Genomic DNA, 24,515 nt, shown 5'->3' with positions numbered 1-24,515 from the left:
GGTCGGCCTCAGCCCTCGGGCGCGGCGCCGCGGAGGGCCTGGTCGACCAGGCGGGGGACGAGGGTCTCGTCGAACGGCTCGCGCAGCACCAGCAGGCGGTGGTAGCACACGCCCCACAGCTGGTCGACGAGAAGGTGCAGGTCCGCGTCGGGCCGGAGCTGACCGCTCTGCTGCGCCGTCCGCAGCCGCGCGAGGCCGAGGTCGCGCCGGGGTCGCGCGTAGCCCTCGACCCACGCCGCGGCCACGTACGGGTCGGTCTGCGCGGCACCGACGATCTGTGACACGGGCACACCCGCGCCCTCGCGCGTCATGAGCCGCACGAACGCCGTGAGCTGGGAGACGAGGTCGGCCCGGAGGTCACCCGTGTCGGGGAACTCCAGCACCGGCGCGCTCCGGGCGAAGTACGCCTCGGCGGCGAGGGCACCCGGCGACGGCCACCACTTGTAGAGCGTGACCTTGCTCGACCCCGCCTCCTTGGCGACGCGGTCGAACGTCACGGCGGGCAGCCCCTCCTCGAGGAGCAGCCGACCCGTCGCCGCGAGCACCGCCGCGCGCACCTCTCCCGCAGGCCTGCGGCCCCTGCCCCGCCGAGTGCCGGCACCCTGCTCGGTCATCGACGCCCACTCCTCTCGATGTGTACCTCTTGTACATGTGCGACGGGCGATTTACTGTACATCGTGTTCACATTCTCACGAGCTCGGCAGGAGCACACCATGAGACCGCCGCAGAGCCCCTCCCGCCGGACGGCGCGCCGCACCGCCCGCACTGCCGCCCTCGTGGCCGGCCTCGCCGCCGGCCTGGCCGGTTGCACGCCGACGACGACCGAGACCCCCGACCCGCGTGTCGCGAGCGCGGCGGCCACGGGACCTGGCACGCCCGTCGCCACGCTCGGCGAGCCGGAGGAGCTGACCACCGGGCTCGAGGCCCCCTGGGGTCTGACCTTCCTTCCCGACGGGTCGGCCCTCGTCTCGGAGCGGATCAGCGGCCGGATCCTGCACGTCGCTGCCGAGGGCGGCCCTCCGCGCGAGGTCGGCGTCGTGCCCGACGTCGCCGTCTCCTCGGAAGGCGGCCTGCTCGGCATCGCCGCCTCGCCGGACTTCGCGCAGGACCGCACCGTCTACGCGTCCGTGTCCGGGCGCGACGAGAACCGGATCGTCGCCCTCACGGTCGCCGAGGACCTCGGCTCGCTGGCCGTGGACCGCGTGCTGCTCGACGGCATCCTGACCGCGGACCGGCACCACGGTGGGCGGCTGGCCATCGGCCCGGACGGCCACCTGTGGATCGGCACCGGTGACGCCTTCGAGCCGGAGAACGCCGCGGACGACGACTCGCTCAACGGCAAGATCCTGCGCATCGCGACCGACGGCTCGATCCCGGTCGACAACCCGCAGGGCTCGCCGATCTACTCCCGCGGGCACCGCAACGTCCAGGGCATCACGTTCGGGCCGGACGGCACCGCCTACGCCTCCGAGCTCGGCCACCGCACGTGGGACGAGGTCAACGTGCTGCGTCCCGGCGAGGACTACGGCTGGCCCGCGACCGAGGGCGTCGCCGGCGACACGGGCGTGCCGCCGATCGCGACCCTGCACCCCGACGACGCCAGCCCGTCCGGCGTCGCCCACGCCGCCGGGTCGCTGTGGATCGGCGCACTGGGCGGGCAACGGCTCTGGCAGCTCCCCGTCGACGGGCCGGCGGCGACCGCCGACCCGATCGAGCACCTCACCGGCACGTACGGCCGCATCCGCACCGTCGAGGTCGCACCCGACGGCGCGCTGTGGCTGATCACCTCGAACACCGACCGCGCGACGTGGGGCGGCACCGACCCCCGCCCGGGTGACGACCGCATCCTGCGGGTCGAGGTGGTCGCCGCGGGGGGCTGAGGGTCACCGGCTCACGGGAGGCACGCGTCCGCAGCGGCTCAGCGCCCTGTCGGCAGGGGCAGTGCCGCGGTGCACGTCACCTCCGCGGCCGCGGCCGCCGGGTCGGCAGCCGTCCGGTGCCGAGCCGTCCACAGCCCCGCCTCGTCGGCGTCCCGTCCACCGTTGCAGGGCCCGCCGGCTCCCGGAGGTCGGACGGTCCGTAGCGTGCTGCCGGTGCCCCGCGACCGCCACCGCGTCCCCCCGGACGTCGCCCGCCGGCTCGCCGGGCTGGCGGCGCCGCGGCCAGGCGCTCCGACCCCGGGCCCCTCGGACCCGACGGCCGGACCGGCAAGCACGGCTGTCGGTGCAGCGACGAGGACAGCCCGCCCTGGTGACCCGGCGACGCCCTCCGGCGGGTGGACGCCCCACCTGCCGACACCCGTGCCTGCCGGGCCGCAGGCCGCTGCACGAGCCGCTGCACCCGGGGCCGACGAGGCGTGGCGCCCCGACGTGCTGTCCGCCCTGGCCGACGCGGCCACCTCCGCCACCCCTCACCTCCCCGCGCCCGCGCCCCGCGTGCGGTGGGCGCCGTCGTGGCGGGCGGCAGGAGCCGCGGTGCTCGTGCTGGCGCTCGTCGCGGGCGGGATCGTGCTGCGTGCGGCCGGCGCGCCGCGGGGTGAGCCCGTGACGATCCCCGTCCCGGCGCCGGACGCGACGTCGCGCGCCGCGGGCGGTCCGGCAGGCGAGGAGGTGGTCGTGGTGCACGTCGTCGGGGCGGTGGCGGCGCCCGGCGTCGTGCGCCTCACGCTCGGCGCGCGCGTCGCGGACGCGGTCGCCGCGGCCGGCGGCAGCACGCCCGAGGCCGACCTCGGCAGGGTCAACCTCGCACGCGTCCTCACCGACGGCGAGCAGCTCGTCGTCCCGGCGGCCGGTGCACCGGCGTCCGAGCCCGCGGGGGCGCCGACGGACGGCCTGGTGGACCTCAACTCCGCGACCGAGCAGGAGCTGCAGGAGCTGCCGGGCGTCGGACCCGTCCTCGCCGGGCGCATCGTCCAACGGCGCACCGAGCGGCCGTACGCGGCGGTCGACGAGCTGGACGAGGTCGCGGGGATCGGCCCCGCCCTGCTCGCGGACCTGCGGCCGCGGGTCCGCGTGTGACCGGGCCCGGCGCGGCCGCGGTCGCTGCCGACCTGCGTCTCGTGCCGCCGGCGCTCGCGGCCTGGGGCGCGGCGCTCGTCGTCGTGCACGACCCGAGCACGGCCGCCCGTGCCGCGTCGTGCGCCGCCGCGTTCCTCGTCGTGGCGGTCGTGGCCGTGCTCGCGGCGGCGGGCGCGCACCTCTGCGGGCGCACCGGGGCCGGCGGCCCGCCCCGGGTGGCGCGCGCGGCAGTGCTCCCGGCCGTGCTGCTGAGCGCGGCCACCGCCGCGGTCGTGATCGTGTCGGCAGCGGCGGGGCACGCGCTCCACGGACCGCTCGCCGGCGGCGGGACGGTCGACGGCACCGTCGAGGTCGTCGGGCGCGTCACGGTCGGCCCACGCCCGGCCGGGCCTGACGACCCGCGGGTGCGCTGGACCGTCGCGGCGACCGCGGTCCTGGTCGGTGGCGACTGGCACCGCGTGCAGGCCCCGGTCGAGGTCCTGGGCCCGGAGGGGGCGGTGCTCGACGCGCGCGTCCGGGTGCGGGGACGACTCGCCGACGCCGGGCCGGCGGCGGTGCTGCTCCGGGCCGGTGATCCGCCCACGGTCACGGCGCCGCCCCGCCCGGTCCACGCCTGGGCGGCGCGCGTCCGCGACGGTGCACGGACGGCGGCCGCGCCCCTGCCGCCCGACGTCCGCGGCCTGCTGCCCGCGGTGACGGTGGGTGCGACCGGTGACGTCCCGCCGGACCTCACCGCGGCGATGCGCACGGCAGGCCTGGCACACGTCACCGCCGTGTCCGGCGCGCACTTCGCGATCGTCGGTGCACTCGTGCTCGCCGTCACGGCGGCGCTCGGCGCACCGCGTCCGCTGCGCGCGGGCGCCGCCGCGGCGGCCGGCGGCGCGCTCCTGCTGGTCGTCGGACCGGAGCCGAGCGTGGTGCGAGCCGCCGTCATGGGCGCCGTCGGTCTCGTCGGCCTGCTCGCCGGTCGACGCGCGCCCGGGCCGGCCGCGCTGGCGACCGCGGTCGTGGTGCTGCTCGTCGCCGACCCGTGGCTCGCGGTCGAGGTGGGTTTCGTACTGTCGGTCGCCGCCACCGCGGGGCTCGTCCTGCTGGGAGGGCCGCTGGTCGACCGGTGGGCGCCGTGGTGCGGCCGCGACGTCGCGCCCCTGCTCGCTGCGCCCGTCGCGGCCCAGCTCGGGTGCCTGCCCGTGGCGCTCGCGCTGTGGCCGACGTTCGCGCCCTGGTCGGTGCTCGCCAACGTCGCCGTGGTGCCCGCCGTCGCGCCCGCGACCGTCCTCGGCCTGCTCGCGGCGGTCCTCGCGGGTCCGTGGCCGGCGGGGGCCGCGCTGCTCGCGGCCGGGGCGGGCGCGGCCTGCTGGTGGATCGCCACGGTCGCCCGCTGGACCGCGGGCCTGCCGGGTGCGTCCCTCGCCTGGTGGCCCGGCGTCGGTGGGACGGTCGCGGCGCTCGTCGTCGTCGTGGCGGCGGGAGCGCTCGTCGTGCGCCCGCGTCCTGGGCCGTGACCCGGCGCACGCCCAGCGACCGTGGGGGCGGGGGAGTGGGTGCGCCGTGGCAGGCTGGTCCCGTGGCCGCTCGCACCCCCGCACGTTCGTCCCGCACCAGCTCCGGCTCCACGCGCGCACGCGCGGCGGGCGGTGCTGCGGGCCTGCCGTGGACGGCCGCGGAGCCCGCTCCGGTCGTGCTGGTGAGCGGCGCCGAGCAGCTGCTCGCCGAGCGGGCGTGCGAGCGCATCGTGGCGCAGGCACGGGCCGCCGACCCGGACCTCGAGGTCACGCGGGTCGATGCCGCGACGTACGCCGCAGGTGACCTCACGGTGCTCACCAGCCCGTCGCTGTTCGCCGAGGCGAAGGTCGTGCTCGTGGAGGGCGTCGAGCGCGCGGGAGACGCCCTGCTGCTCGACGCCGAGGCGTACCTCACGGCACCCGACCCCGGCGTCGTCGTGGTCCTGCGGCACGCGGGGGGGCAGCGCGGCAAGCGGCTGCTGGACGCGGCGAAGCGTGCGCAGGTGCCGACCGTCGCGTGCGAGCCGGTGAAGTCCGACGCGGACAAGGCGGCGTTCGTGTCCGAGGAGCTCACGAGGGCGGGGCGACGTGCGGACGCCCGCGCCGTGCGTGCGCTCGTCGACGCCGTCGGGTCCGACCTGCGGGAGCTGGCGGCGGCGTGCGCGCAGCTCGTGGCCGACACCACGGGCCTGATCGGTGAGGAGGCCGTGCAGCGCTATCACGGTGGGCGGGTCGAGGCGACGGGCTTCCAGGTGGCCGACGCAGCCGTGGCGGGCGACGCGGGTCGAGCGGTCGCGCTGCTGCGGCACGCCCTCGCGACGGGCCTGGACCCCGTGCCGATCGTCGCGGCCGTCGCGGCCCGGCTGCGGACGCTCGCGAAGGTCGGCGCGGTGCGCGGGCGCGGTGCCGCCGCCGCCCGCGAGCTCGGCATGGCACCGTGGCAGGTGGACCGTGCGACGCAGGACCTGCGACGGTGGACGCCCGAGGGCCTGGCGGTCGCGATCTCGGCCGTCGCCCAGGCGGACGCGGAGGTCAAGGGCGAGGGGCGGGACCCCCGGTTCGCGATCGAGCGTGCGGTGCTGCGCGTCGCGGGCGCCGTCGAGCGCTGACGACGGTCCGCGCGGGGCTCCGGCGGTCAGGCGACCGCGGCCAGCAGCGCCGGACGTCCGAGCACGTACCCCTGCAGCAGGTCGAACCGCAGGTCGAGGCACCGTTCGCGCAGCTCGTCGTCCGCGACCCGCTCGGCGACGAGCCGGGCGCCCGACGTGCGCGCCTCCTGCAGCCCGGCCTCGCCGAGACGGTCGAGGTCCCGGCAGTCGATCTTGACGAAGTCCGCGTGGGGCAGCATCGCGCGCTGCGCGGACGAGGCCGTCCAGTCGTCCAGCGCGACGCGGTACCCGCGGGCGCGCAGCCGGGCCAGCCCGGCGAGCGCGGCGGCGTCGGCCCGGACGGACTCGACCACCTCGAGCACGAGGCGGCCGTCGGGCGGCGGCAGCGTCCGGTCGCCGACGAGGAACGCGCGTGTCACGTTGACGAACACCAAGCCTGCGGCGCGCGGTCGGCGGGGGTCGTACAGCGTGCGCAGCACGGACGCGGAGGCCGCGTCCTGCCGGGCGGTCGACCAGCGGTCGACCCCCGCGGCGCGGCCCGCGGCCGACCGGTAGAGGTACTCGTGCCCCAGCAGGTCGCCGGACGGGCGGCGGATGGGCTGGCGTGCGACGTGGACGGGCGGCGGCAGCGCGGCCCCGGGGAGTGTCACACCGTGGGAGAGGGGCGAGCCGCGGCGTCATGACGCGGCTTCACGCGGACCTCACCCGTTCGGCCGTGCGTCGTCAGTTGCCGACGAGCCGCGCGCCCGCACGGTCCAGCACGCCGGCGCGCTCGATGAGGTTGCCCTGGAACAGCGTGAACCCCAGCTCGCGCGCATGCTGCAGCACCTCGGCCGACTCGACGTACTCGGCCACGAGCGTCGCGCCGAACGAGCGTGCGACGCGCACGACGGGATGCCCCTCGACGTCGAGGTCGCGGACGTCGACCTTGACGAAGTCGGCGTGCGGCAGCAGGCGGCGCTGCTCGGGACGGTCGGTGAACGCCGGCAGCGCGATCCGGAAGCCCTGCTCGCGCAGCCGGCGCAGTCCGGCCAGCGCGGCGGCGTCGACCTCGGTCGTGGTGCTGACCTCGATGACGAGGCGGTCGGGTCGTGCCGGCAGGGGCAGGTCCCCGAGCAGGTGCGCACGCGGGCAGCGGATGAACAGCAGGCGACCGTGCGCGACGTGCTCGAGGTCCGCGCGGCCGAACGTGGCACGCAGGACGTGGTCGGTCGCGCGCTCGTGGTCGGCGCGACCCCAGGAGCGGGCGAGCTCGGCGTGGTGGCCGGGGGAGCGGTAGGAGAACTGGTAGGCGAAGGGCCGACCGTGCGCGGAGTAGATGCCCTGACGCGCCACGAGCACCGGCTCGTGGGCGACGTGCTGCTCCCAGGCGCGCCGCAGGGCGCGCGGGATCGCCGCGTCGACCGCCGCGCCCAGCTGCGCGAGCGTCGCCTCCGGATCATCCGATGTCATGAGCCCTATGACACCACAAGTCCGGACATGTGATGGTCCGGTCGGTGGGTGGAATTCGGACATACCCGTTCGGGTGTCGGGGTGTTCGCACGGATCCGACGGATGTGTCACCCTGTCGACGACGTGTCCCGACCCTGGCGGGCCGTCGAGGTGCCGTCCCCAGGGAGCACGGAGCCCCTTTGACAGGAGAACGCCATGAAGCCCCTCACCAGCGCGATCGCCGCTCTCGCCATCGTCGGCTCGCTCGTCGTCGGTGCCCCCGCGGTGACCGCCTCCGTCTCGCTCAGCGGCGGGGCCAGCGGTTGCTGCAAGGACTTCGTCTGAGCGACCAGCACAGGAGGGTGCGGTGGCGCGACCAGGGGTCGCGCACCGCGCCCGTCCCGCCCGTGGGCCCCGCGGTGGCCCACGGCGGGAGGGCGCCGCGGACGACACGACGTGCCCGGCGCGACAGGGGGATGGTATTCACGGACGTCATACGTACAATGACTTCTCATGACGACTATCGGTGACCGCGTGCGCGAGGCGCGGTTGGCCGCTGGGCTCTCCCAGACGGCCCTGGCGGGGAACGCCTTCTCGCCCAGCTACATCTCCCTCATCGAGGCGGGGCACCGTGAACCCACGGACGCGGCGCTCGGTGTGCTGGCCGAACGGCTCGGCACGACCCTCGAGTTCCTCAAGCACGGCGAGGACGGGCCCAACGAGGCCCGGACCCGGCTCGAGCTCGACTACGCACGTCTCGATCTCGCGAGCGGCGACGCCGCCGGCGCCGCGCACCGCATCACCGCGCTCGACCTGTCGGTCGTCACCCCGGTGCTGCGGGTCGAGGCGCTGACGACCCTGGCGCGCGCGCACGAGCTGCTCGGCGAGCTCGAGACGGCGATCACGCTGCTGGAGCCGCTGCTCACGGAGACGCAGGCGCGCCCCGACCACCTGCGGGCCGCCGTGCTCACGACGGCGCTCGTCGGGTGCTACCTGGAGGCGGGTGACCTGCACCGTGCGGTGGAGGTCGGCGAGCGCACGCTGGCGGACCTCGACGGGGCGGACCTGGTGGGGACCGACGAGCACCTGCGCCTGGCGTCCACGGTGCTGTGGGCGTACGTCGAGCGCGGCGACCTGCTGTACGCGACGCACCGGGCCGCCGAGCTGGTCCGGCTCGCGGAGTCGCTCGGCACGCCGCGCGGCCGCGGCAGCGTGTACTGGAACGCGGCCCTCGTCGCGGAGCAGCGGCGGGACTACGAGCTGGCGCAGCGCTACACCGAGCGCGCGCTGGCTCTGCTCTCCGAGGGTGAGCCCGACCGCGACCTGCCGCGCCTGCGCGTCAACTACGCGTGGCTGCTGCTGCGGTCCGAGCCGGCCGATCCGCGCGCCGCGCTCGCGCAGATCGACAAGGCGGAGCCCGGGTTGAACGCCGTCGGGTCGGCGCTCGACGTCGCCCGCCTGCAGGTCGAGCGTTCGCGGGCGCACCTCATGCTCGGTGACGAGGCCGCCGCCGAGGCCGACGCGCGCGCGGCTGGGGGAGGCGCCTCGTCTCGAGGCGGCGACCGCGCACATCGCCCTGGGCGACGTGCTCGACGCGCGCGGCGACCACGACGGCGCCGCGAAGGCGTTCCAGTGGGGTGCGGACATGCTCGGCATGATGGCGGCGACGCGGCACTCGGCCGGCGTGTGGCGCGACCTCGGGGACAGGTACCTGCGTCGCGGTGACGTCGACGCAGCTGCCCGTGCCTTCGACCGCGCGCTGCGCGAGGCCGGCTTCCAGCCGTCGGTCCCGACGGGTGCGCCGCGGGAGACGTGGTCGCTCGGCGGCTGAGCGAGGTCACCCGGACCGGACAGCGGAAGGGCGGCACCCCTCGGGGGTGCCGCCCTTCCGGCGTTCGTGCGCAGGTGGACGCTGCGCGGTCGGTGCGCAGGTGGAAGCTGCGCGAGCGACCACTACAGGCCGTTGACGGCCTTCGACAGCGCCGACTTGCGGTTCGCAGCCTGGTTGGCGTGGATGACGCCCTTCGAGACCGCCTTGTCGAGCTTGCGCGCGGCGGCGACGAGCGCGGTGCTCGCAGCCTCCTTGTCGCCACCGGCGACAGCCTCGCGGACGCGCCGGACGTACGTCTTGAGCTCCGACTTGACCGCCTTGTTGCGCAGCCGAGCCTTCTCGTTCGTACCGATGCGCTTGATCTGGGACTTGATGTTCGCCACGTGTGGACTCTCTTGGATAGGTCGCCGAAGCGATCTGACAGGTCGTCGAGGGCATGCGCAGCGCCAGGACTGGGGCGTGGGGACACCCGCGGGAAAGGCCTGCGCTCGTGCCCGCCGACCCAGGCGGGCACGCAGTTCGACATCCTACCAGCCGTGCAGACGCGAGGCCGCCGTCGCGACCGCGTCGTAGCGGGCGCGGTCGAGCGCAGCCCCCTCGCGGCGCACGTCACGCGCCGACAGCCGCAGCACACGGTCGAGGCGGACCTCGCTCGGGCGGCGCTGCGCGTCCCAGCCGCCGGTGCCCACGTCCATCCACCGGCGCCCGTGCCGTGCCTCGTCGGCCGCGTCACGGTCGTGGTCCTTGCTCGTCAGCATCAGGCCGACCAGCGTCGGTCCCTCGACGGCGAGGACCAGCACAGGCCGGTCCTTGCCCTGTGCCGGGTCGTCCTCGTACGGCACCCACGTCCAGACGACCTCGCCCGGGTCGGGCAGCCCGTCCGGGCTCGGCGCGTAGGACGGGCGCACCGCGCCGGTCGTGCCGTCGTCACCACCCCGGGGTGTGGTGTCGCGCTGCCGCGCGGGTCGCGTCCGCCCGCTCGCCGAGCCGGGGCGGGACGTCGTCAGCAGCCGGCGGGCGGCACCCAGCACGGCGGCGGCCAGGAGTCGTCGGTCCACAGCCGACGAGCCTAGCGCCCGGGGGACCGCGACCGGCGCGCCACGGACCTGCCACGCGACCGCCGCGGCCCACGCGGTGCCCCGCACCCCACGTAACGCGACGTTGACACGACAGGACTACATTCGCGCCATGGCGGACCTCTTCGACGACTACCCGGCGGGGGCCGCCTGGGACGAGATGCTCGGTCCCGACGGCGAGGTGAGCGGCGCCTACCGGCACGTGCACGCGGCCCTGGCGCAGCTCTCGGCCGGCGAGCTGCGCGCCCGCGCCGACACGCTCGCGCGCTCCTACCTCAAGCAGGGCGTGACGTTCGACTTCGCGGGCGAGGAGCGACCCTTCCCGCTCGACGTCGTGCCGCGCGCACTGGCGGGCGAGGAGTGGGACCACGTCGCGCCCGGAGTCGCGCAGCGCGTGCGGGCGCTCGAGGCGTTCCTCGCCGACGTGTACGGCCCGCAGAAGTCGATCGCCGACGGTGTCGTGCCGCGGTCGGTCGTGGTGTCGTCGACGCACTTCCACCGTGCCGCGCGTGGCGTCGAGCCGCCCAACGGCGTGCGGGTGCACGTCTCGGGCATCGACCTGGTGCGCGACTCCCTCGGCGGCTGGCGCGTCCTGGAGGACAACGTGCGCGTGCCGTCCGGCGTCAGCTACGTGCTGTCGAACCGCCGGGCCATGGCCCAGACCTTCCCGGAGCTGTTCGCCGCGCTGCGCATCCGCCCCGTCGTCGACTACCCCCGGCGCCTGCTGGCGGCACTGACCGCCGCGGCGCCCCAGGGCGTCGACGACCCGACGGTCGTGGTGCTCACTCCGGGCGTCTTCAACTCGGCCTACTTCGAGCACAGCCTGCTGGCACGCACCATGGGTGTGGAGCTCGTCGAGGGCCGCGACCTCTACGTCTCCGGTGGCCGGGTCTGGATGCGCACCACCCAGGGCCGACGGCGCGTCGACGTCATCTACCGGCGCGTCGACGACGAGTTCCTCGACCCGGTGACGTTCCGCTCGGACTCGCTGCTCGGCTGCCCGGGCCTCATGACGTGCGCGCGGCTCGGCACCGTCACCATCGCCAACGCCATCGGCAACGGCGTGGCCGACGACAAGCTGCTCTACACCTACGTGCCGGACCTCATCCGCTACCACCTGGGCGAGGAGCCGATCCTCCCCAACGTCGACACGTGGCGCCTCGAGGACCCCGGCGCGCTCGCGGAGGTGCTCGACCGGCTCGACGAGCTGGTCGTCAAGCCGGTCGACGGGTCGGGCGGCAAGGGTCTGGTCGTGGGACCGCGGGCGACGCGCGCCGAGCTCGACGAGCTGCGGTCACGGCTGCGTGAGGACCCGCGCGGCTGGATCGCCCAGCCGGTCGTCCAGCTGTCCACCGTGCCGACCCTCGTCGAGGACGGTCTGCGGCCGCGGCACGTCGACCTGCGCCCGTTCGCCGTCAACGACGGCGAGTCCGTCTACGTGCTGCCCGGCGGTCTCACCCGCGTCGCGCTGCCCGAGGGCCAGCTGGTCGTCAACTCCTCGCAGGGCGGCGGGTCCAAGGACACGTGGGTCCTCGGGGGTCGCGTCCCGCGGCGCGCGCAGTCGCAGAGCCAGTCGCTGCCGCAGGCGGTGCCGAAGGACGCGTCGGTGCCGATCGACTCCCACCCCTCGGACCGGCGCGCGCAGGTCATGCAGCAGCAGCAGCAGCGGACGGCGGGGGGCGCGACGTGCTGAGCCGCATCGCGGAGTCGCTCTTCTGGATCGGGCGGTACGTCGAGCGGGCCGACGACACGGCACGCCTGCTCGACGTGCACGTGCAGATCCTGCTCGAGGACCCCTGGGCGGAGGAGGACCTCGCCTGTCGCTCGCTGCTGTCCGTCATGGACCGGCCCGCACCGCCGCCCGACCTCGACGTCGGGCGTGAGCACGTGCTCGACGTCCTCGGGTACGACAGGCTCTCGCCGTCGTCGATCGCCGGGGCGCTCGTGGCGGCGCGCGAGAACGCCCGCCGCGCCCGGGAGATCGTCTCGACCGAGCTGTGGGAGTGCCTCAACACGACCTGGAACCAGCTGCCCTCGCAGATGCGCCCGGCCCGTCCGCACGACTACTTCACGTGGGTGCGCGAGCGCGCCGCCATCGTCACGGGCCTCGTCGAGTCGACGACGTCCCGCGACGACACGTGGCACTTCATGGTGCTCGGGCGCTCGATCGAGCGCGCCGACATGACGGCCCGGCTGCTGACGACGCGCGCGCTGGCGGGTTCGGCGGGACCGGGCTGGGCGACGCTGCTGCGCTCGTGCGGCGCGCACGAGGCGTTCCTGCGGACGTACCGCGGCAACACGTCCGACGAGCGGGCGGCCGGCTTCCTGCTGCTCGACCGCCTGTTCCCGCGCTCGATCGTGCACTCGCTGCACCAGGCCGAGGCGTGCCTGGCGGCGCTCGAACCGGTGGCCGACCGCACCTCCGTCGACGACGCGCGCCGCCACATCGGCCTCGTGCGGACCACCCTGGAGTACCGGCCGCTGCTGGAGATCATCGACGACCTCCCGCACGAGATGGAGCTCGTGCAGCGGGCGTGCTCGGCCGCGTCGGATGCGATCCGCGCCCGGTACTTCCCGTCCGGAGCAGAGCTGACGTGGGTCGGGGAGGCGCTGTGAGCAGGCTGCGGATCGTCCACACGTCGTCGTTCCGGTACGCATCGCCGGTGGTCGCGTCGTACAACGAGGCGCGCATGACGCCGCTGGCCCAGCCGGGGCAGTCGGTGCTCGAGTCGCGGCTCGACCTGCACCCGCACACGTGGTCGCACGACTACCGCGACTACTGGGGTACGCAGGTCACGGCGTTCGAGGTGCTGGCGCCGCACCAGTCGCTGCTGCTGACGGCGGAGCACGTCGTCGAGGTCGTGGAGCGGCCCGCGCCGCTGACGTCGGTGGGCTGGGACGTCCTGCACGGAGCCGAGGTGCGCGACCGGTTGTCCGAGCAGCTCGCGGACACCGCGACCACCGAGGTGCCGGACGAGGTCGTCGAGCTCGCGCGTCGCGCGGCCGACGGTCTGGCTCCCGCGGAGGCGGCCGAGGCCGTCTGCCACGCCCTGCGCGACGCGGTCGAGTACATCCCGGGCGTGACCACGGTCCACACGCCGGCCGCCGAGGCGTGGGCGAAGCGCACGGGCGTCTGCCAGGACATGGCGCACCTCGCGCTCGGCGCGCTGCGCGCGATCGGGATCCCGGCGCGGTACGTGTCGGGGTACCTGCACCCCGACGCGTCGGCCGAGGTGGGGACGACCGTGACGGGCGAGTCGCACGCGTGGATCGAGTGGTGGACGGGGGAGTGGTACGGCTACGACCCCACCAACCGGGTGCGGGCCGGCGACCACCACGTCGTCCTGGGTCGCGGACGCAGCTACGACGACGTGCCGCCGTTGCGCGGCATCTACGCCGGGCCGCAGACGCAGGACCTCGTCGTGCAGGTGCGGATCACGCGCGAGGCGTGAGCCGGGCGGTCAGCGTGAACGAGGCCGGCAGGCGCTCGGGACGGTCGGTCAGCCGGCACTCGCCCGTCGCGGCGTCGTAGGTCATCAGTCCGGGCAGCGCGTCCCACGGCACGCTGTCGTGCTCGTGCAGCGAGGTCAGCTCCATGCCCGCCTCGAGCACGGCGGTGACGATCTCGCCCAGGCCGTGGTTCCACTCGACGGAGAGGGGAGCGCTCACCTCCCCGTCGCCCGCGTACGTGGTGGTGTCGCGCCACCGCAGGGGCTCGGCCTGCTCGAAGTAGGGCAGCTCGAGGGCCGGGGACGCGGTGCCCGGAGCGGTGATCCAGGGCTGCTGGGCGCGGTCCGGGTGCTCCGCGCCGACCACCACGCCGAGCGCGGACAGCAGCACGGGATGCGCGTCCCGCACGAACAGGCGCCCGCCCGGCCGCAGCAGACGTGCGACGGTCTGCGCCCACCGCCGGATGTCCGGCAACCAGCACAGCGCGCCGATCCCGGTGTAGACCAGGTCGAACCGCTCGGCGCCGAGCGCGTCGACAGCGCTGTACACGTCCGCGCGGACGTACTCGACGTCGACCTCCGCTCGTGCCGCGAGGTCGGCCGCCGCCGCGACGGCGTCGCCCGACAGGTCGAGACCGGTGACCCGCGCCCCCAGGCGGGCGAGGCTCAACGTGTCGGTGCCGAGGTGGCACTGCAGGTGCACGACGTCCAGCCCGGCGACGTCACCGAGGCGGGGCAGGTCGAACCGCACGACCCCCGAGAGTGCTGTCGGCTCCGCGAGGAGCTCGTCCGTCCCGTAGCCGCCGGCGAGGTGGACGGGGACGCGCGCGTCCCAGTTGGCGCGGTTGATGGCCAGGTAGTCGTCGTCCACCCGGCGGACGCTAGCCGCACCTCCGGCGTTCGCCCAGGGAATTCAGGGCGTCAGCCGCGCGCCCAGGGCCGACGTCAGCGCTGCACGGTCGCCGGTGACGGCGAGCGTCGGGTCGGCGGCGTCCAGGCGGCCCCACAGCAGCAGCGCGAGCGAGCGCGCGGGGCCGTGCACCTCGACGACCGGGGCGGCGGGGGCGTCGTCGTCGGCGTGCGTGCGCCACGAGCGTCCGGCGTCCTGCGCGTGCAGCGCGATCCGGCCCGGCAGCGGTGCCGTGCGCCCCATCCGCACCTGCCGTGGGTGCATGACCGTCACCACCTCGTCGACCGTGTCCGCCCACAGGGCGGGCGGCACGTCGAGCGGCAGGCCGCCGGCCGTGCGCAGGTCCCACAGGTGCACGAGCGTCTCGTGGACCTGGCGCCGGTGCCAGAACCGCACGACGCCGCTGTCGTCGAGCGTCCACGCCGGCGCGTCCGGGTCGAGAGCGGCGAGCGTGTCGCGCAGCTCGGCGGCCTGCTGCGCGTAGAACGTGTCGAGCACGAACGGCCCCCGGCCCAGCGGCGTCTCCTGCCGACGGCGCGCCTGGCCGGCCGCCCAGTGGTGGATGCGTCCGAGGTGCACCACGAGGTTCCGCACCCGCCACCGCCCGCACCACGGCACGGGTGTGCCGGGGTCGACGGTCCCGATGCCCGCGAGGAAGTCGCCCTGGAGCGCGCCGAGCGTGGCGAGGTCCGGCTCCGTGCCGACGGCGGTGCCGACGGCGGTGCCGACGACCGCGGTGGGGGCGCCCATGTCGCGCTTCATGGGACCATGGTGGCGCCCGCCACCGACACCCGACAGGGTCGGGACGGCCACCGGGCGTCGGGATCCCGCCGACGCCGGGTGCGTCCACGTCCCCGGTGCGGTCGCCCCCGCGGTCGCCCGACCGTCGAACCGAACGTCCAGAAGCCGGAGAACGCCGAGTTGCCGATCCCGTCCGCCACCGCCGCCGAGCGGATCCGCCCCGCGGCGACCGCTCCCGAGCTGCTGCGCAACTTCTGCATCATCGCGCACATCGACCACGGCAAGTCGACGCTCGCCGACCGGATGCTCCAGCTCACCGGCGTCGTCGACGCCCGCGCCATGCGCGCGCAGTACCTGGACCGCATGGACATCGAGCGCGAGCGCGGGATCACGATCAAGTCCCAGGCGGTGCGCATGCCCTGGGGCGTCGCCGACGCGTCGGGCACGGTGCAGCCGTACGCGCTCAACATGATCGACACACCCGGGCACGTCGACTTCACGTACGAGGTGTCCCGGTCGCTCGCCGCGTGCGAGGGTGCCGTGCTCCTCGTCGACGCCGCGCAGGGCATCGAGGCGCAGACGCTCGCCAACCTGTACCTCGCGATGGAGAACGACCTCCAGATCATCCCGGTCCTCAACAAGATCGACCTGCCCGCGGCGCAGCCCGAGAAGTACGCCGAGGAGCTCGCGAACCTCGTCGGCGGCGACCCTGCGGACGTCCTCAAGGTCTCCGGCAAGACCGGTGCCGGGGTCGAGGCGCTGCTCGACCGGATCGTCGAGCTCGTGCCGCCGCCGGTCGGGAACGCGACCGCCCCGGCGCGCGCCATGATCTTCGACTCGGTGTACGACACGTACCGCGGCGTCGTGACCTACGTGCGGGTCGTCGACGGTCGGCTCGACCCGCGCGAGAAGATCGTCATGATGTCGACGCGCGCCACCCACGAGCTGCTCGAGATCGGCGTGAGCTCCCCGGAGCCGGTGCCGACCAAGGGCCTCGGCGTGGGCGAGGTCGGTTACCTCATCACGGGCGTGAAGGACGTGCGCCAGTCGAAGGTCGGCGACACCGTCACCAACGCGGCCAAGCCGGCCGCCGAGGCCCTCGGCGGCTACTCCGACCCCAAGCCGATGGTGTTCTCCGGCCTGTACCCGATCGACGGGTCCGACTACCCGGCCCTGCGCGACGCGCTCGACAAGCTCAAGCTCAACGACGCCGCGCTCAACTACGAGCCCGAGACGTCCGTCGCGCTCGGGTTCGGGTTCCGCGTCGGGTTCCTCGGCCTGCTGCACCTCGAGATCGTGCGGGAGCGGCTCGAGCGCGAGTTCGACCTCGACCTCATCTCGACCGCGCCGAACGTCATCTACGACGTGACGCTCGAGGACCGCAGCGAGGTCGTCGTCACCAACCCCAGCGAGTTCCCCGCGGGCAAGATCCGTGAGGTCCGCGAGCCGGTCGTCAAGGCCACCATCCTCACGCCGAGCGAGTTCGTCGGCACGATCATGGAGCTGTGCCAGAACCGGCGTGGCGAGCTGCAGGGCATGGACTACCTCTCCGAGGAGCGCGTCGAGATGCGCTACGTGCTGCCGCTCGCCGAGATCGTCTTCGACTTCTTCGACCACCTGAAGTCCCGCACGCGCGGGTACGCGAGCCTCGACTACGACACGACGGGCGACCAGGCGGCGGACCTCGTCAAGGTCGACATCCTGCTGCAGGGCGAGCAGGTCGACGCGTTCAGCGCGATCGTGCACAAGGACAAGGCGTACGCGTACGGCGTGCAGATGACCGCCAAGCTCAAGGACCTCATCCCGCGCCAGCAGTTCGAGGTGCCGATCCAGGCGGCGATCGGCTCGCGCATCATCGCGCGCGAGACGATCCGCGCCATGCGCAAGGACGTCCTCGCCAAGTGCTACGGCGGTGACATCTCCCGCAAGCGCAAGCTGCTCGAGAAGCAGAAGGAGGGCAAGAAGCGGATGAAGACCATCGGCCGGGTCGACGTGCCGCAGGAGGCCTTCATCGCCGCGCTGTCCTCCGACGGCGGGGGTGCCAAGGACGCCAAGGACGCGAAGAAGAAGTGACGCGGCCCCACCCGGCGACGGGCGGGGACCGGTGAGCCCGGCCCTGCCGGACGGCGACCCCGCACCCGCTGACGGCGCCCTGCCGGCCTCGGCGGCGCACGGAGCCGACGGCCGCGCGTTCGGTGTGTACCTGCACGTGCCGTTCTGCGCCGTGCGGTGCGGGTACTGCGACTTCAACACCTACACCGCGACCGAGCTCGGCGGGGGTGCGAGCCTCGCGTCGTACGCTCGCACGGCGCTCGGCGAGGTCGCGCTCGCGGACCGGGTGCTGCGCCGCGCGGGCGTGCCCGCACGTCCCGTCTCGACGGTGTTCGTCGGGGGCGGCACGCCCACGCTGCTGCCCGTCGACGACCTCGTGAGGCTGCTCGACGGCGTGCGCACGACCTGGGGGATCGCCGCCGGCGCAGAGGTGACGACCGAGGCGAACCCCGACTCGGTGACGCCCGAGGGACTCGCGCGCCTGGCGGCCGCGGGCGTCACGCGCGTCTCGTTCGGCATGCAGTCCGCCGTGCCGCACGTGCTGCGCACGCTGGACCGCACGCACGACCCCGCCCGGGTCCCCGACGTGGTGCGGTGGGCGCGCGACGCGGGCCTGCGGGTGTCGCTCGACCTCATCTACGGTACGCCGGGGGAGTCGCTCGACGACTGGCGCCTCTCGGTGGAGACCGCACTCATGACGGGCGTCGACCACGTCAGCGCCTACGCGCTCGTCGTGGAGCCGGGCACACGCATGGCCGTCCAGGTGCGCCGCGGTGAGCTCACGCTGCCGGACGAGGACGACCAGGCGACCAAGTACGAGCTCGCGGACGACCTGCTGAGCGCGGCCGGCCTGCACTGGTACGAGGTGAGCAACTGGGCCCGGACGCCCGACGACGCCTCACGCCACAACCTGGGGTACTGGCGCGGCGACGACTGGTGGGGCGTCGGGCCGGGCGCGCACAGCCACGTCGGCGGTGTGCGGTGGTGGAACGTCAAGCACCCGCGGGCCTACGCGGACCGGCTGGCAGCGGGTCGCAGCCCGGCGGCTGGGCGCGAGGTCGTCACGGGCGGGACGGCGGCGCTCGAGCGCGTGATGCTGGGCGTGCGGATCGCCGAGGGTCTGCCGCTCGCGGACGTGCCCGCGGGGAGCCGACCTGCTGTGGCGGGGCTCGTCGCGGACGGGCTCGTCGACGGTCCCGCGGCGCTCGGCGCCGACGGGCCGCGCCGCGTGGTGCTCACACGGCGCGGGCGTCTGCTCGCGGACGCGGTCGTGCGGGCGCTCGTCGGCTGACGACCGTGGGTCAGGGGACCATGCGCAGCGTGGCGGGGTAGCGGTACCACTCCCAACGGCTCGCCGCGACGGCCGCCAGCACCCCCAGCACGATCCATGCCAGCACGACGCCGGTGAGCACGACCGCGGCCGCACCGAGCGTGACGAGCACGAGCACCGTCGCCACCACGAACGCGATCAGCGCGGTCAGCTGGAAGTTGAGCGCCTCGCGGGCGTGGTGCTCGAGGAACGCGCCGCGGCCGCGGAACACGAGCCAGACGACGAGCGGCACGACGAACCCGGGACCCAGCAGGGGCAGCACGTGCACGAGGACGGCCCACGTGCGCTCCTCGTCCTGCCGCAGCGGCGGGAGCGGGGGCGGGGGACCCCAGTGCGGCGGCTGGCTCACCGGACGAGCTCCAGGGTGAACGGGTAGCGGTACGACCCGCCGCGGTAGGCGGCAGCGGCGGCGAGCAGCGACAGCACGAGCGCGGCCACGCCGACGGCGATCTTGCCCAGCGCGCCGACGACGCCGATGACGGGGAACGCCTCGACGACCTGCAGCACGAGCATCGCGATCAGGGCCGTGAGCTGGAAGTTCAGCGCCGAGCGCGCCTCGCGCTCGGTGGCCGGGTCCTGCTCGCGCACGACCAGCCAGACGACGAGGGACGTGACCCATCCGAGGAAGACGTACGTGAGCACGCCGCCGAGGTGCGCGAGCATCGCGAGCGTGGTGCCGGGCACGGCGCGGGCGGGCGGGGTGGCCCGCGGGTCGTCGGTCACGGAGGTCTCCGGGGTCGTCCTGGTCGCGGTGGCGGGGCCGCCACGGCGGGCGTCGGCCGTCCGGGCCGACGTCGCAGGCAGCGTACCCGTGCGACCGGGTGGAGACGCTGCGTGCCCCGGCGAGGTGCCTTGACACGTTCTGTGCCGTTTCGGTTCGCTGACCCCCGGGGCGTGCCCACGTCCCGCCACGCCCAGGAGGCATGATGAGCGAGAACCCCGGCGGTCCGACGCCGCCGCGTGACGACGACCCGAGCGTCCCCCCGCCCCCGCCGGCCTACGGTCAGCCCGCCGGGGGCGTGCCGCCGACGCCGCCGCCGCCCGGGAGCGGTGCGTACCCGCCCCCCGCGTACGGCACGCCCGCGGATCCGTCCGGCGGGGCCTACCCGCCGCCTGCGTCGCCGTACGGTCAGCCCGGTCAGCCGTACGGGCAGCCCGGTCAGCCCTACGGGCAGCCGTACACGCCGCCGGCCGGCCAGGTCGACATCGGCGCGGGCTTCTCGTGGGCGTTCTCGAAGTTCGGGCAGCACTGGGCCGCGTTCGTCCTCGGCGGGCTCGCGTGGTTCGCCGTCATCGCCGTCGTCTTCGCGATCGGCCTGGGCATCGTCGGTGGGGCTGCGGCGCTGACGGGCGACAGCTCGGCCGGCGGCTTCGGCGCGACGCTCGGCCTGGCGGTGTTCTTCGCGATCATCCTGCTGCTGCTCGTGCTGTTCAGCGCGGCGTTCGTCAAGGCGGCGCTCAAGGTCGCCGACGGCCGCCCGATCTCGGTGGGCGACCTGTTCGACACGTCGCACGCCGGCCAGCTCGTGGTCCTCGCGCTGCTCTACGGCGCCGCGGGCCTGGTCGCGAGCCTCATCCCCTTCATCGGTCAGATCGCGCTGATCGCTGTCGGCTTCTTCGCGTTCTACGCGGTGGTGTCGATCATCGACCGCAACCTGGGCGCGATCGACGCCATCCGGACGAGCTTCTCGCTGCAGACCCGTGACCTCGGCACCGGCATCCTGGTGTACGTCGTCGTCGGCCTCGTGAGCTGGGTCGGCAGCCTGGTCTGCGGTGTCGGCGTGCTCGTCTCGCTGCCCGTGGGCGCGTTGCTCACGGTGTACGCGTACCGGCGCCTGACGGGCGGCCAGATCGCCGCCTGACCTCTCTCGCGCACGCACGCCACGCGGGGCCCGTCCGGACGGGCGGGCCCCGCGTCGTCGCGAGACGGGCCCGGGGCCCGGCGGTCAGGCCGTGACGAAGTCGATGAGCTCCTCGACGCGCCCCAGCAGGCTCGGCTCGAGATCGGCGTACGAGCGGACCGAGCGCAAGATGCGCTGCCAGGCCCGGGCCACGTCGGCCTGGTCGTCCGCCGGCCACCCGAGCTCGCGCAGGATCCCGCGCTTCCACTCGGTGCCGCGCTCGATCGTCGGCCACGCGTCGAGCCCCACGCGCTCCGGGCGCACGGCCTGCCACACGTCGACGTAGGGGTGCCCGAGCACGAGCACCGTACCGGCGGGCGCGACGCGCACAGCCTCGGCCGCCAGGCGGCTCTCCTTGGACCCCGGGACGAGGTGGTCGACGAGGACCCCGACACGGCGGTCGGCGGTCGGGCGGAAGTCGCGCAACGCGTCCGCCAGGTGGTCGACGCCGTCGAGCAGCTCGACCACGACGCCCTCGACCCGCAGGTCGTCGCCCCACACCTTCTCGACGAGCTCGGCGTCGTGCCGTCCCTCGACCCAGATGCGCGAGCCGCGCGCGACGCGCGCCGGCGCATCGGGCACCGCGAGGGAGCCCGAGGCCGTGCGCGTGGGACGCTGCGGCGCACGCGTCGTCACGGGTGCGGTGAGGGTGACGGGCTCGCCCTCGACCCAGAAGCCCGGGCCGAGGCGGAACGTGCGCGTCCGTCCGCGACGGTCCTCGAGCACCACGACGTGCAGACCGCCCGACTTCTCGACGCGCACGACCGCGCCGACCCAGCCCGTCTCGACGTCCTCGACGACGAGGCCCGGCTCGGCGGGCTGCGCGCGCGAGGTGCGGGTGGGACGGTGGTGGGACGGGCGCGCGGCGTCCCGGCCGCCCGCGAGCACGTCGGAGCCGTAGCGGTCGCTGGTCACGCGCCGCACTCTAGGAGGTCCTGCACCGCGCCCGCTGCCGCGACGCGCGGCCGGCCCCGTGCTCGCCGCGCGGGACCGCGTAGAATTGGCACTCGGTCGCGGCGAGTGCTGACGGGTGCCCCGTCGGTGAGCCCTCGCCGACCACGACGCACGTCACGTGCGGACCGCGGACGAGAGGGAGCGACATGAGCGAGGAACGTCGGCTCGACGTGCTGCGCGCCATCGTCGAGGACTACGTCGCGACCCGCGAGCCGGTCGGGTCCCGTGCGCTGACCGAGCGGCACGCGCTCGGCGTGTCGCCCGCGACCATCCGCAACGACATGGCCGCCCTCGAGGACGCCGGGCTCATCGTCCAGCCGCACACCTCCGCGGGCCGGGTCCCCACCGAGCAGGGCTACCGCGAGTTCGTCGACCGCCTGTCCGGCGTCCGCGCGCTGTCGGCCGCCGAGAGGCGCGCGATCGGCACCCTGCTCGAGCAGGCCGTGGACCTCGACGACGTCATGGACCGAGCGGTGCGGCTCATCGCCCAGCTGACCCAGCAGGTGGCGGTCGTGCAGTACCCGTCGCTGCGGCGCTCGGCGTTGCGCCACGTCGAGCTCGTGCCCGTCGGTGCACGGCACCTCCTCGTCGTCATCATCACCACCACGGGCCGGGTGGAGCAGCGCACGGTCGAGCTCACGGCCGACCTCGAGGAGCAGCTCGTGCAGCGGCTGCGGCTCCGGCTCAACGTCGCCGCCGCGGGCCTGCGCCTGGCCGAGCTCGACGTCGCGCTCGACGCGCTCGTCGACGAGTTCGCCCCCGACGGCGCCGACGTCGCGCGCGCGGTCGTCGACGTCGTGGCCGAGACCCTCGCGCAGGAGCGCGAGGAGCGTGTCGTCGTCGCCGGCGCGTCGCACCTCGCGCGCAGCGCGGGCGCCGACTTCCCGCACACCATCGGTCCCGTGCTCGAGGCTCTCGAGGAACAGGTCGTCCTGCTGCGCCTGCTGTCGGAGATGGCCGAGGACTCCGCGGGAGTCGCGGTGCGCATCGGCAGCGAGACGCGGCACGAGGGCCTGGCCGAGACGAGCATCGTCACCAGCGGGTACGGCGGCGAGAACTCGTCGGTGGCCGTCCTGGGGGCCGTCGGCCCGCTGCGGATGGACTACCCCCAGACCATGGCGGCGGTGCGGGCCGTCGCCCGGTACCTCACCCGGATCCTTGCAGGCTGACCGCGGCCCCCGTCGCCGGAGCCGCTCGACAGCGTCCCCGCGGCCCCGGGCACCCCACGCACGAGCAGGAAGCGAGCTGCACGCCACGTGACCGACTACTACGAGATCCTCGGCGTCCAGCGCGACGCGACCCCCGAGCAGATCAAGAAGGCCTACCGTCGCCTGGCCCGCGAGCTGCACCCGGACGTCGCAGGAGCCGACCCCGCCACCGAGGAGCGGTTCAAGGACGTGTCGCGCGCGTACGACGTGCTCGGCAACGCCGAGAAGCGCCGTGCGTACGACATGGGCGCGGACCCGTCCTCGCCCGGTGGCGGCATGGGCGGCGGCTTCGGCTTCCAGGACATCTTCGAGACGTTCTTCGGTGCGACCGCCGGCGGCCAGCCCCGCGGCCCGGCGCCGCGCGCGCGCCGCGGCCAGGACGCCCTCGTGCGGCTCGACCTCGACCTCGCGGAGGCTGCGTTCGGCGTCCACAAGGAGGTGCAGGTCGACACCGCCGTGCTGTGCCCCACGTGCGGCGGCACCTGCTGCCGCCCCGGCACCTCGCCGCGCACGTGCGAGGTGTGCGGCGGGCGCGGGTCGGTGCAGCGGGTCGCGCGGTCCTTCCTCGGCCAGGTGATGACCACGCAGCCGTGCGCCGCGTGCCACGGGTTCGGCACCGTCATCCCCGAGCCGTGCACGGAGTGCGCCGGCGAGGGGCGCGTGCGCTCGCGCCGCACGCTGTCCGTCGACGTCCCCGCGGGTGTCGACACCGGGACGCGCATCAAGCTCACCGGCCAGGGCGAGGTCGGCCCGGCCGGCGGACCCGCGGGCGACGTCTACCTCGAGGTGCGCGAGCGCAAGCACGACACGTTCGTGCGCCGCGGGGACGACCTGCACGCGACGCTCCAGGTGCCGATGACGGCGGCGGCGCTGGGCACCGTCGTCACCCTCGAGACGCTCGACGGACCGCAGGAGGTCGACCTGCGTCCCGGCACGCAGCCGGGTCAGGTCGTCACGCTGCGCGGCCTGGGCATCGGCCACCTGCACGTGGGAGGCCGCGGCGACCTGCACGTCCACGTCGAGGTCCAGGTGCCGACCCCGGCCGACGACGAGCAGGCGGAGCTGCTGCGGCGCCTGGCGGTGCTGCGAGGCGAGGAGCGTCCCGAGGCGCGGCTCGCGGCCGCCAACCCGGGGATGTTCGCCAAGCTGCGCGACAAGCTCTCGGGCCGGTGAGCGCACCGGTCTTCGTCGTCGAGCCGGGCCTGCTCGCCGACGTCCGTGCCGGCGGGGAGTACCTGCTCGACGGCAGCGAGGGCCGCCACGCCGGCGTCGTGCAGCGTCGCGGGCCGGGGGAGCGTGTCGACGTCGTCGACGGCGCGGGCGTGCGTCTCGTGGCACGCGTGCGCGCGGTCGGGCCGGAGGGCGTCCGCCTCGACGTCGACGAGGTGGTCGTCGAGCCTGCGCCCGAGCCGCGGCTCGTGCTCGTCCAGGCCCTGGCGAAGGGCGACCGCGACGAGATGGCGATCGAGGCGGCCACCGAGGTGGGCGTCGACGTCGTCGTGCCGTGGCAGGCCGAGCGCTCGATCGTCGTGTGGCGCGGTGAGCGCGCGCAGAAGAGCCGGGCGCGCTGGATCGGCACGGTCCGTACCGCGACCAAGCAGGCACGCCGCGCGCGGATGCCGCAGGTCGAGCACGCGCTCGACCACGCGGCGCTCGTGGCGCGCGTCGGTGCCGTCGTCGCCGCCGGTGGCGTGGCGGTCGTGCTGCACGAGACCGCGGCGACCCCGCTGCGCGACATCGCGCTGCCCGCGGGCGGCGAGGTGCTCGTCGTCGTCGGGCCCGAGGGGGGCATCAGCGACCGCGAGGTCGCGGCGCTCACCGCGGCCGGTGCGGCCGTCGCGCGCCTCGGGCCGCACGTGCTGCGCACGTCGACCGCCGGGCCGGTCGCGCTCGCGGTGCTCGCCGACCGCCTGGGTCGCTGGGCCTGAACGCACGACGTCCCCGCCCGGCCGGAGCCGGACGGGGACGGGCACGTGGGAGCGGCGGCGTGACGGGGAGGGT

At 75.1% G+C, this 24,515-nt stretch carries 25 protein-coding genes and 1 pseudogene; 16 read left to right on the top strand and 10 right to left on the bottom strand.

Annotated features, from left to right (window positions below; all coding sequences use genetic code 11):
- Positions 1-8 precede the first annotated feature (8 nt).
- The gene (locus CFLA_RS11295) at positions 9-614 is read right to left on the bottom strand and encodes a TetR/AcrR family transcriptional regulator (RefSeq protein WP_013117457.1); all 606 of its coding nucleotides are present in this window, start codon (positions 612-614) and stop codon (positions 9-11) included.
- Positions 615-713: 99 nt separating this feature from the next.
- Here CFLA_RS11295 and CFLA_RS11290 point away from each other — a divergent pair, with 99 nt between their 5' ends.
- From CFLA_RS11290 to holA, 4 genes are all read left to right on the top strand, one after another.
- Positions 714-1,880, top strand: a complete 1,167-nt coding sequence (locus CFLA_RS11290; protein ID WP_013117456.1) for a PQQ-dependent sugar dehydrogenase — start codon at positions 714-716, stop codon at positions 1,878-1,880.
- A 420-nt stretch (positions 1,881-2,300) separates the two neighbouring features.
- The gene (locus CFLA_RS11285; protein WP_052302714.1) at positions 2,301-3,017 is read left to right on the top strand and encodes a ComEA family DNA-binding protein; all 717 of its coding nucleotides are present in this window, start codon (positions 2,301-2,303) and stop codon (positions 3,015-3,017) included.
- The gene (locus CFLA_RS11280; protein WP_013117454.1) at positions 3,014-4,522 is read left to right on the top strand and encodes a ComEC/Rec2 family competence protein; all 1,509 of its coding nucleotides are present in this window, start codon (positions 3,014-3,016) and stop codon (positions 4,520-4,522) included. The genes CFLA_RS11285 and CFLA_RS11280 overlap by 4 nt, the downstream gene beginning before the upstream one ends.
- A 62-nt stretch (positions 4,523-4,584) precedes the next feature.
- Positions 4,585-5,631 (top strand): DNA polymerase III subunit delta, encoded by a 1,047-nt coding sequence (gene holA, locus CFLA_RS11275; RefSeq protein ID WP_425358340.1) that lies wholly within the window; start codon positions 4,585-4,587, stop codon positions 5,629-5,631.
- Between the two features lie 26 nt (positions 5,632-5,657).
- Here the strand turns inward: holA and CFLA_RS11270 are convergent, their stop codons facing one another.
- Positions 5,658-6,281 carry an EAL domain-containing protein gene (locus CFLA_RS11270; RefSeq protein WP_013117452.1) on the bottom strand — a complete coding sequence of 208 codons (624 nt, stop codon included), beginning with the start codon at positions 6,279-6,281 and terminating at the stop codon, positions 5,658-5,660.
- Between the two features lie 73 nt (positions 6,282-6,354).
- Complete coding sequence (locus CFLA_RS11265; RefSeq protein WP_013117451.1) at positions 6,355-7,083, bottom strand: EAL and HDOD domain-containing protein; 729 nt, start codon at positions 7,081-7,083, stop codon at positions 6,355-6,357.
- 195 nt (positions 7,084-7,278) lie between these two features.
- Between CFLA_RS11265 and CFLA_RS21105 the strand changes: the two genes are divergently transcribed.
- The 3 genes and pseudogenes from CFLA_RS21105 to CFLA_RS21270 all read left to right on the top strand — a co-directional run bounded on the left by CFLA_RS21105 (position 7,279) and on the right by CFLA_RS21270 (position 8,893).
- Entirely contained in the window at positions 7,279-7,407 is a 129-nt protein-coding gene (locus CFLA_RS21105) for a hypothetical protein (RefSeq protein WP_013117450.1), read from the top strand.
- Positions 7,408-7,575: 168 nt separating this feature from the next.
- Positions 7,576-7,698, top strand: a pseudogene (locus CFLA_RS21275) (helix-turn-helix domain-containing protein); the annotation flags it as partial.
- Positions 7,699-8,557: 859 nt separating this feature from the next.
- The gene (locus CFLA_RS21270) at positions 8,558-8,893 is read left to right on the top strand and encodes a tetratricopeptide repeat protein (protein ID WP_425358339.1); all 336 of its coding nucleotides are present in this window, start codon (positions 8,558-8,560) and stop codon (positions 8,891-8,893) included.
- A gap of 122 nt (positions 8,894-9,015) precedes the next feature.
- Here the strand turns inward: CFLA_RS21270 and rpsT are convergent, their stop codons facing one another.
- Entirely contained in the window at positions 9,016-9,276 is a 261-nt protein-coding gene (rpsT, locus tag CFLA_RS11255) for a 30S ribosomal protein S20 (RefSeq protein ID WP_013117448.1), read from the bottom strand.
- Positions 9,277-9,420: 144 nt separating this feature from the next.
- Positions 9,421-9,951, bottom strand: coding sequence for a type II toxin-antitoxin system PemK/MazF family toxin (locus CFLA_RS11250; protein ID WP_245530235.1), 531 nt, complete (start codon positions 9,949-9,951; stop codon positions 9,421-9,423).
- A gap of 130 nt (positions 9,952-10,081) precedes the next feature.
- Between CFLA_RS11250 and CFLA_RS11245 the strand changes: the two genes are divergently transcribed.
- Genes CFLA_RS11245 through CFLA_RS11235 form a run of 3 tightly spaced genes read left to right on the top strand, consistent with a single transcriptional unit; the run spans position 10,082 to position 13,421 of the window.
- A complete protein-coding gene (locus tag CFLA_RS11245; RefSeq protein WP_013117446.1) occupies positions 10,082-11,662 on the top strand; it encodes a circularly permuted type 2 ATP-grasp protein in 1,581 nt (526 codons plus the stop codon).
- On the top strand, positions 11,656-12,585 hold the full coding sequence (locus tag CFLA_RS11240) for an alpha-E domain-containing protein (RefSeq protein WP_013117445.1): 930 nt from the start codon (positions 11,656-11,658) through the stop codon (positions 12,583-12,585). The genes CFLA_RS11245 and CFLA_RS11240 overlap by 7 nt, the downstream gene beginning before the upstream one ends.
- Positions 12,582-13,421, top strand: a complete 840-nt coding sequence (locus tag CFLA_RS11235) for a transglutaminase family protein (protein ID WP_013117444.1) — start codon at positions 12,582-12,584, stop codon at positions 13,419-13,421. The genes CFLA_RS11240 and CFLA_RS11235 overlap by 4 nt, the downstream gene beginning before the upstream one ends.
- Here the strand turns inward: CFLA_RS11235 and CFLA_RS11230 are convergent.
- Together CFLA_RS11230 and CFLA_RS11225 are read right to left on the bottom strand one after the other, a co-directional pair.
- Positions 13,405-14,289 carry a class I SAM-dependent methyltransferase gene (locus CFLA_RS11230; protein WP_013117443.1) on the bottom strand — a complete coding sequence of 295 codons (885 nt, stop codon included), beginning with the start codon at positions 14,287-14,289 and terminating at the stop codon, positions 13,405-13,407. The two genes, CFLA_RS11235 and CFLA_RS11230, sit on opposite strands and share 17 nt — an antisense overlap.
- Before the next feature lie 42 nt (positions 14,290-14,331).
- Positions 14,332-15,090 carry a maleylpyruvate isomerase family mycothiol-dependent enzyme gene (locus CFLA_RS11225; protein WP_013117442.1) on the bottom strand — a complete coding sequence of 253 codons (759 nt, stop codon included), beginning with the start codon at positions 15,088-15,090 and terminating at the stop codon, positions 14,332-14,334.
- 159 nt (positions 15,091-15,249) lie between these two features.
- Here CFLA_RS11225 and lepA point away from each other — a divergent pair, with 159 nt between their 5' ends.
- Together lepA and hemW are read left to right on the top strand one after the other, a co-directional pair.
- A complete protein-coding gene (lepA, locus tag CFLA_RS11220; RefSeq protein ID WP_013117441.1) occupies positions 15,250-17,142 on the top strand; it encodes a translation elongation factor 4 in 1,893 nt (630 codons plus the stop codon).
- 31 nt (positions 17,143-17,173) lie between these two features.
- Positions 17,174-18,412: a radical SAM family heme chaperone HemW gene (gene hemW / locus CFLA_RS11215; protein ID WP_013117440.1), complete on the top strand. Its 1,239-nt coding sequence runs from the start codon at positions 17,174-17,176 to the stop codon at positions 18,410-18,412.
- A gap of 10 nt (positions 18,413-18,422) precedes the next feature.
- On the opposite strand, the gene CFLA_RS20910 is transcribed toward hemW, so the two are convergent.
- Together CFLA_RS20910 and CFLA_RS20905 are read right to left on the bottom strand one after the other, a co-directional pair.
- Positions 18,423-18,800: a DUF4870 domain-containing protein gene (locus CFLA_RS20910; protein ID WP_013117439.1), complete on the bottom strand. Its 378-nt coding sequence runs from the start codon at positions 18,798-18,800 to the stop codon at positions 18,423-18,425.
- The gene (locus tag CFLA_RS20905; protein ID WP_013117438.1) at positions 18,797-19,174 is read right to left on the bottom strand and encodes a DUF4870 domain-containing protein; all 378 of its coding nucleotides are present in this window, start codon (positions 19,172-19,174) and stop codon (positions 18,797-18,799) included. Before CFLA_RS20905 ends, CFLA_RS20910 begins: the two co-directional genes overlap by 4 nt.
- A 203-nt stretch (positions 19,175-19,377) precedes the next feature.
- On the opposite strand from CFLA_RS20905, the gene CFLA_RS11200 reads away from it, so the two are divergent.
- A complete protein-coding gene (locus tag CFLA_RS11200) occupies positions 19,378-20,313 on the top strand; it encodes a DUF2189 domain-containing protein (RefSeq protein ID WP_013117437.1) in 936 nt (311 codons plus the stop codon).
- Between the two features lie 84 nt (positions 20,314-20,397).
- On the opposite strand, the gene CFLA_RS11195 is transcribed toward CFLA_RS11200, so the two are convergent.
- Positions 20,398-21,267, bottom strand: coding sequence for a DUF3097 domain-containing protein (locus CFLA_RS11195; RefSeq protein ID WP_043600577.1), 870 nt, complete (start codon positions 21,265-21,267; stop codon positions 20,398-20,400).
- A gap of 185 nt (positions 21,268-21,452) precedes the next feature.
- Between CFLA_RS11195 and hrcA the strand changes: the two genes are divergently transcribed.
- From hrcA to CFLA_RS11180, 3 genes are all read left to right on the top strand, one after another.
- Positions 21,453-22,475 carry a heat-inducible transcriptional repressor HrcA gene (gene hrcA / locus CFLA_RS11190; RefSeq protein ID WP_013117435.1) on the top strand — a complete coding sequence of 341 codons (1,023 nt, stop codon included), beginning with the start codon at positions 21,453-21,455 and terminating at the stop codon, positions 22,473-22,475.
- 87 nt (positions 22,476-22,562) lie between these two features.
- On the top strand, positions 22,563-23,687 hold the full coding sequence (dnaJ, locus tag CFLA_RS11185; protein WP_013117434.1) for a molecular chaperone DnaJ: 1,125 nt from the start codon (positions 22,563-22,565) through the stop codon (positions 23,685-23,687).
- Positions 23,684-24,442, top strand: coding sequence for a 16S rRNA (uracil(1498)-N(3))-methyltransferase (locus tag CFLA_RS11180; RefSeq protein ID WP_013117433.1), 759 nt, complete (start codon positions 23,684-23,686; stop codon positions 24,440-24,442). The genes dnaJ and CFLA_RS11180 overlap by 4 nt, the downstream gene beginning before the upstream one ends.
- The last annotated feature ends 73 nt before the right edge of the window (positions 24,443-24,515 follow it).

Source organism: Cellulomonas flavigena DSM 20109, from assembly GCF_000092865.1.
Lineage (GTDB): Bacteria > Actinomycetota > Actinomycetes > Actinomycetales > Cellulomonadaceae > Cellulomonas > Cellulomonas flavigena.
This window is presented reverse-complemented; position numbering and strand designations above follow the sequence as displayed.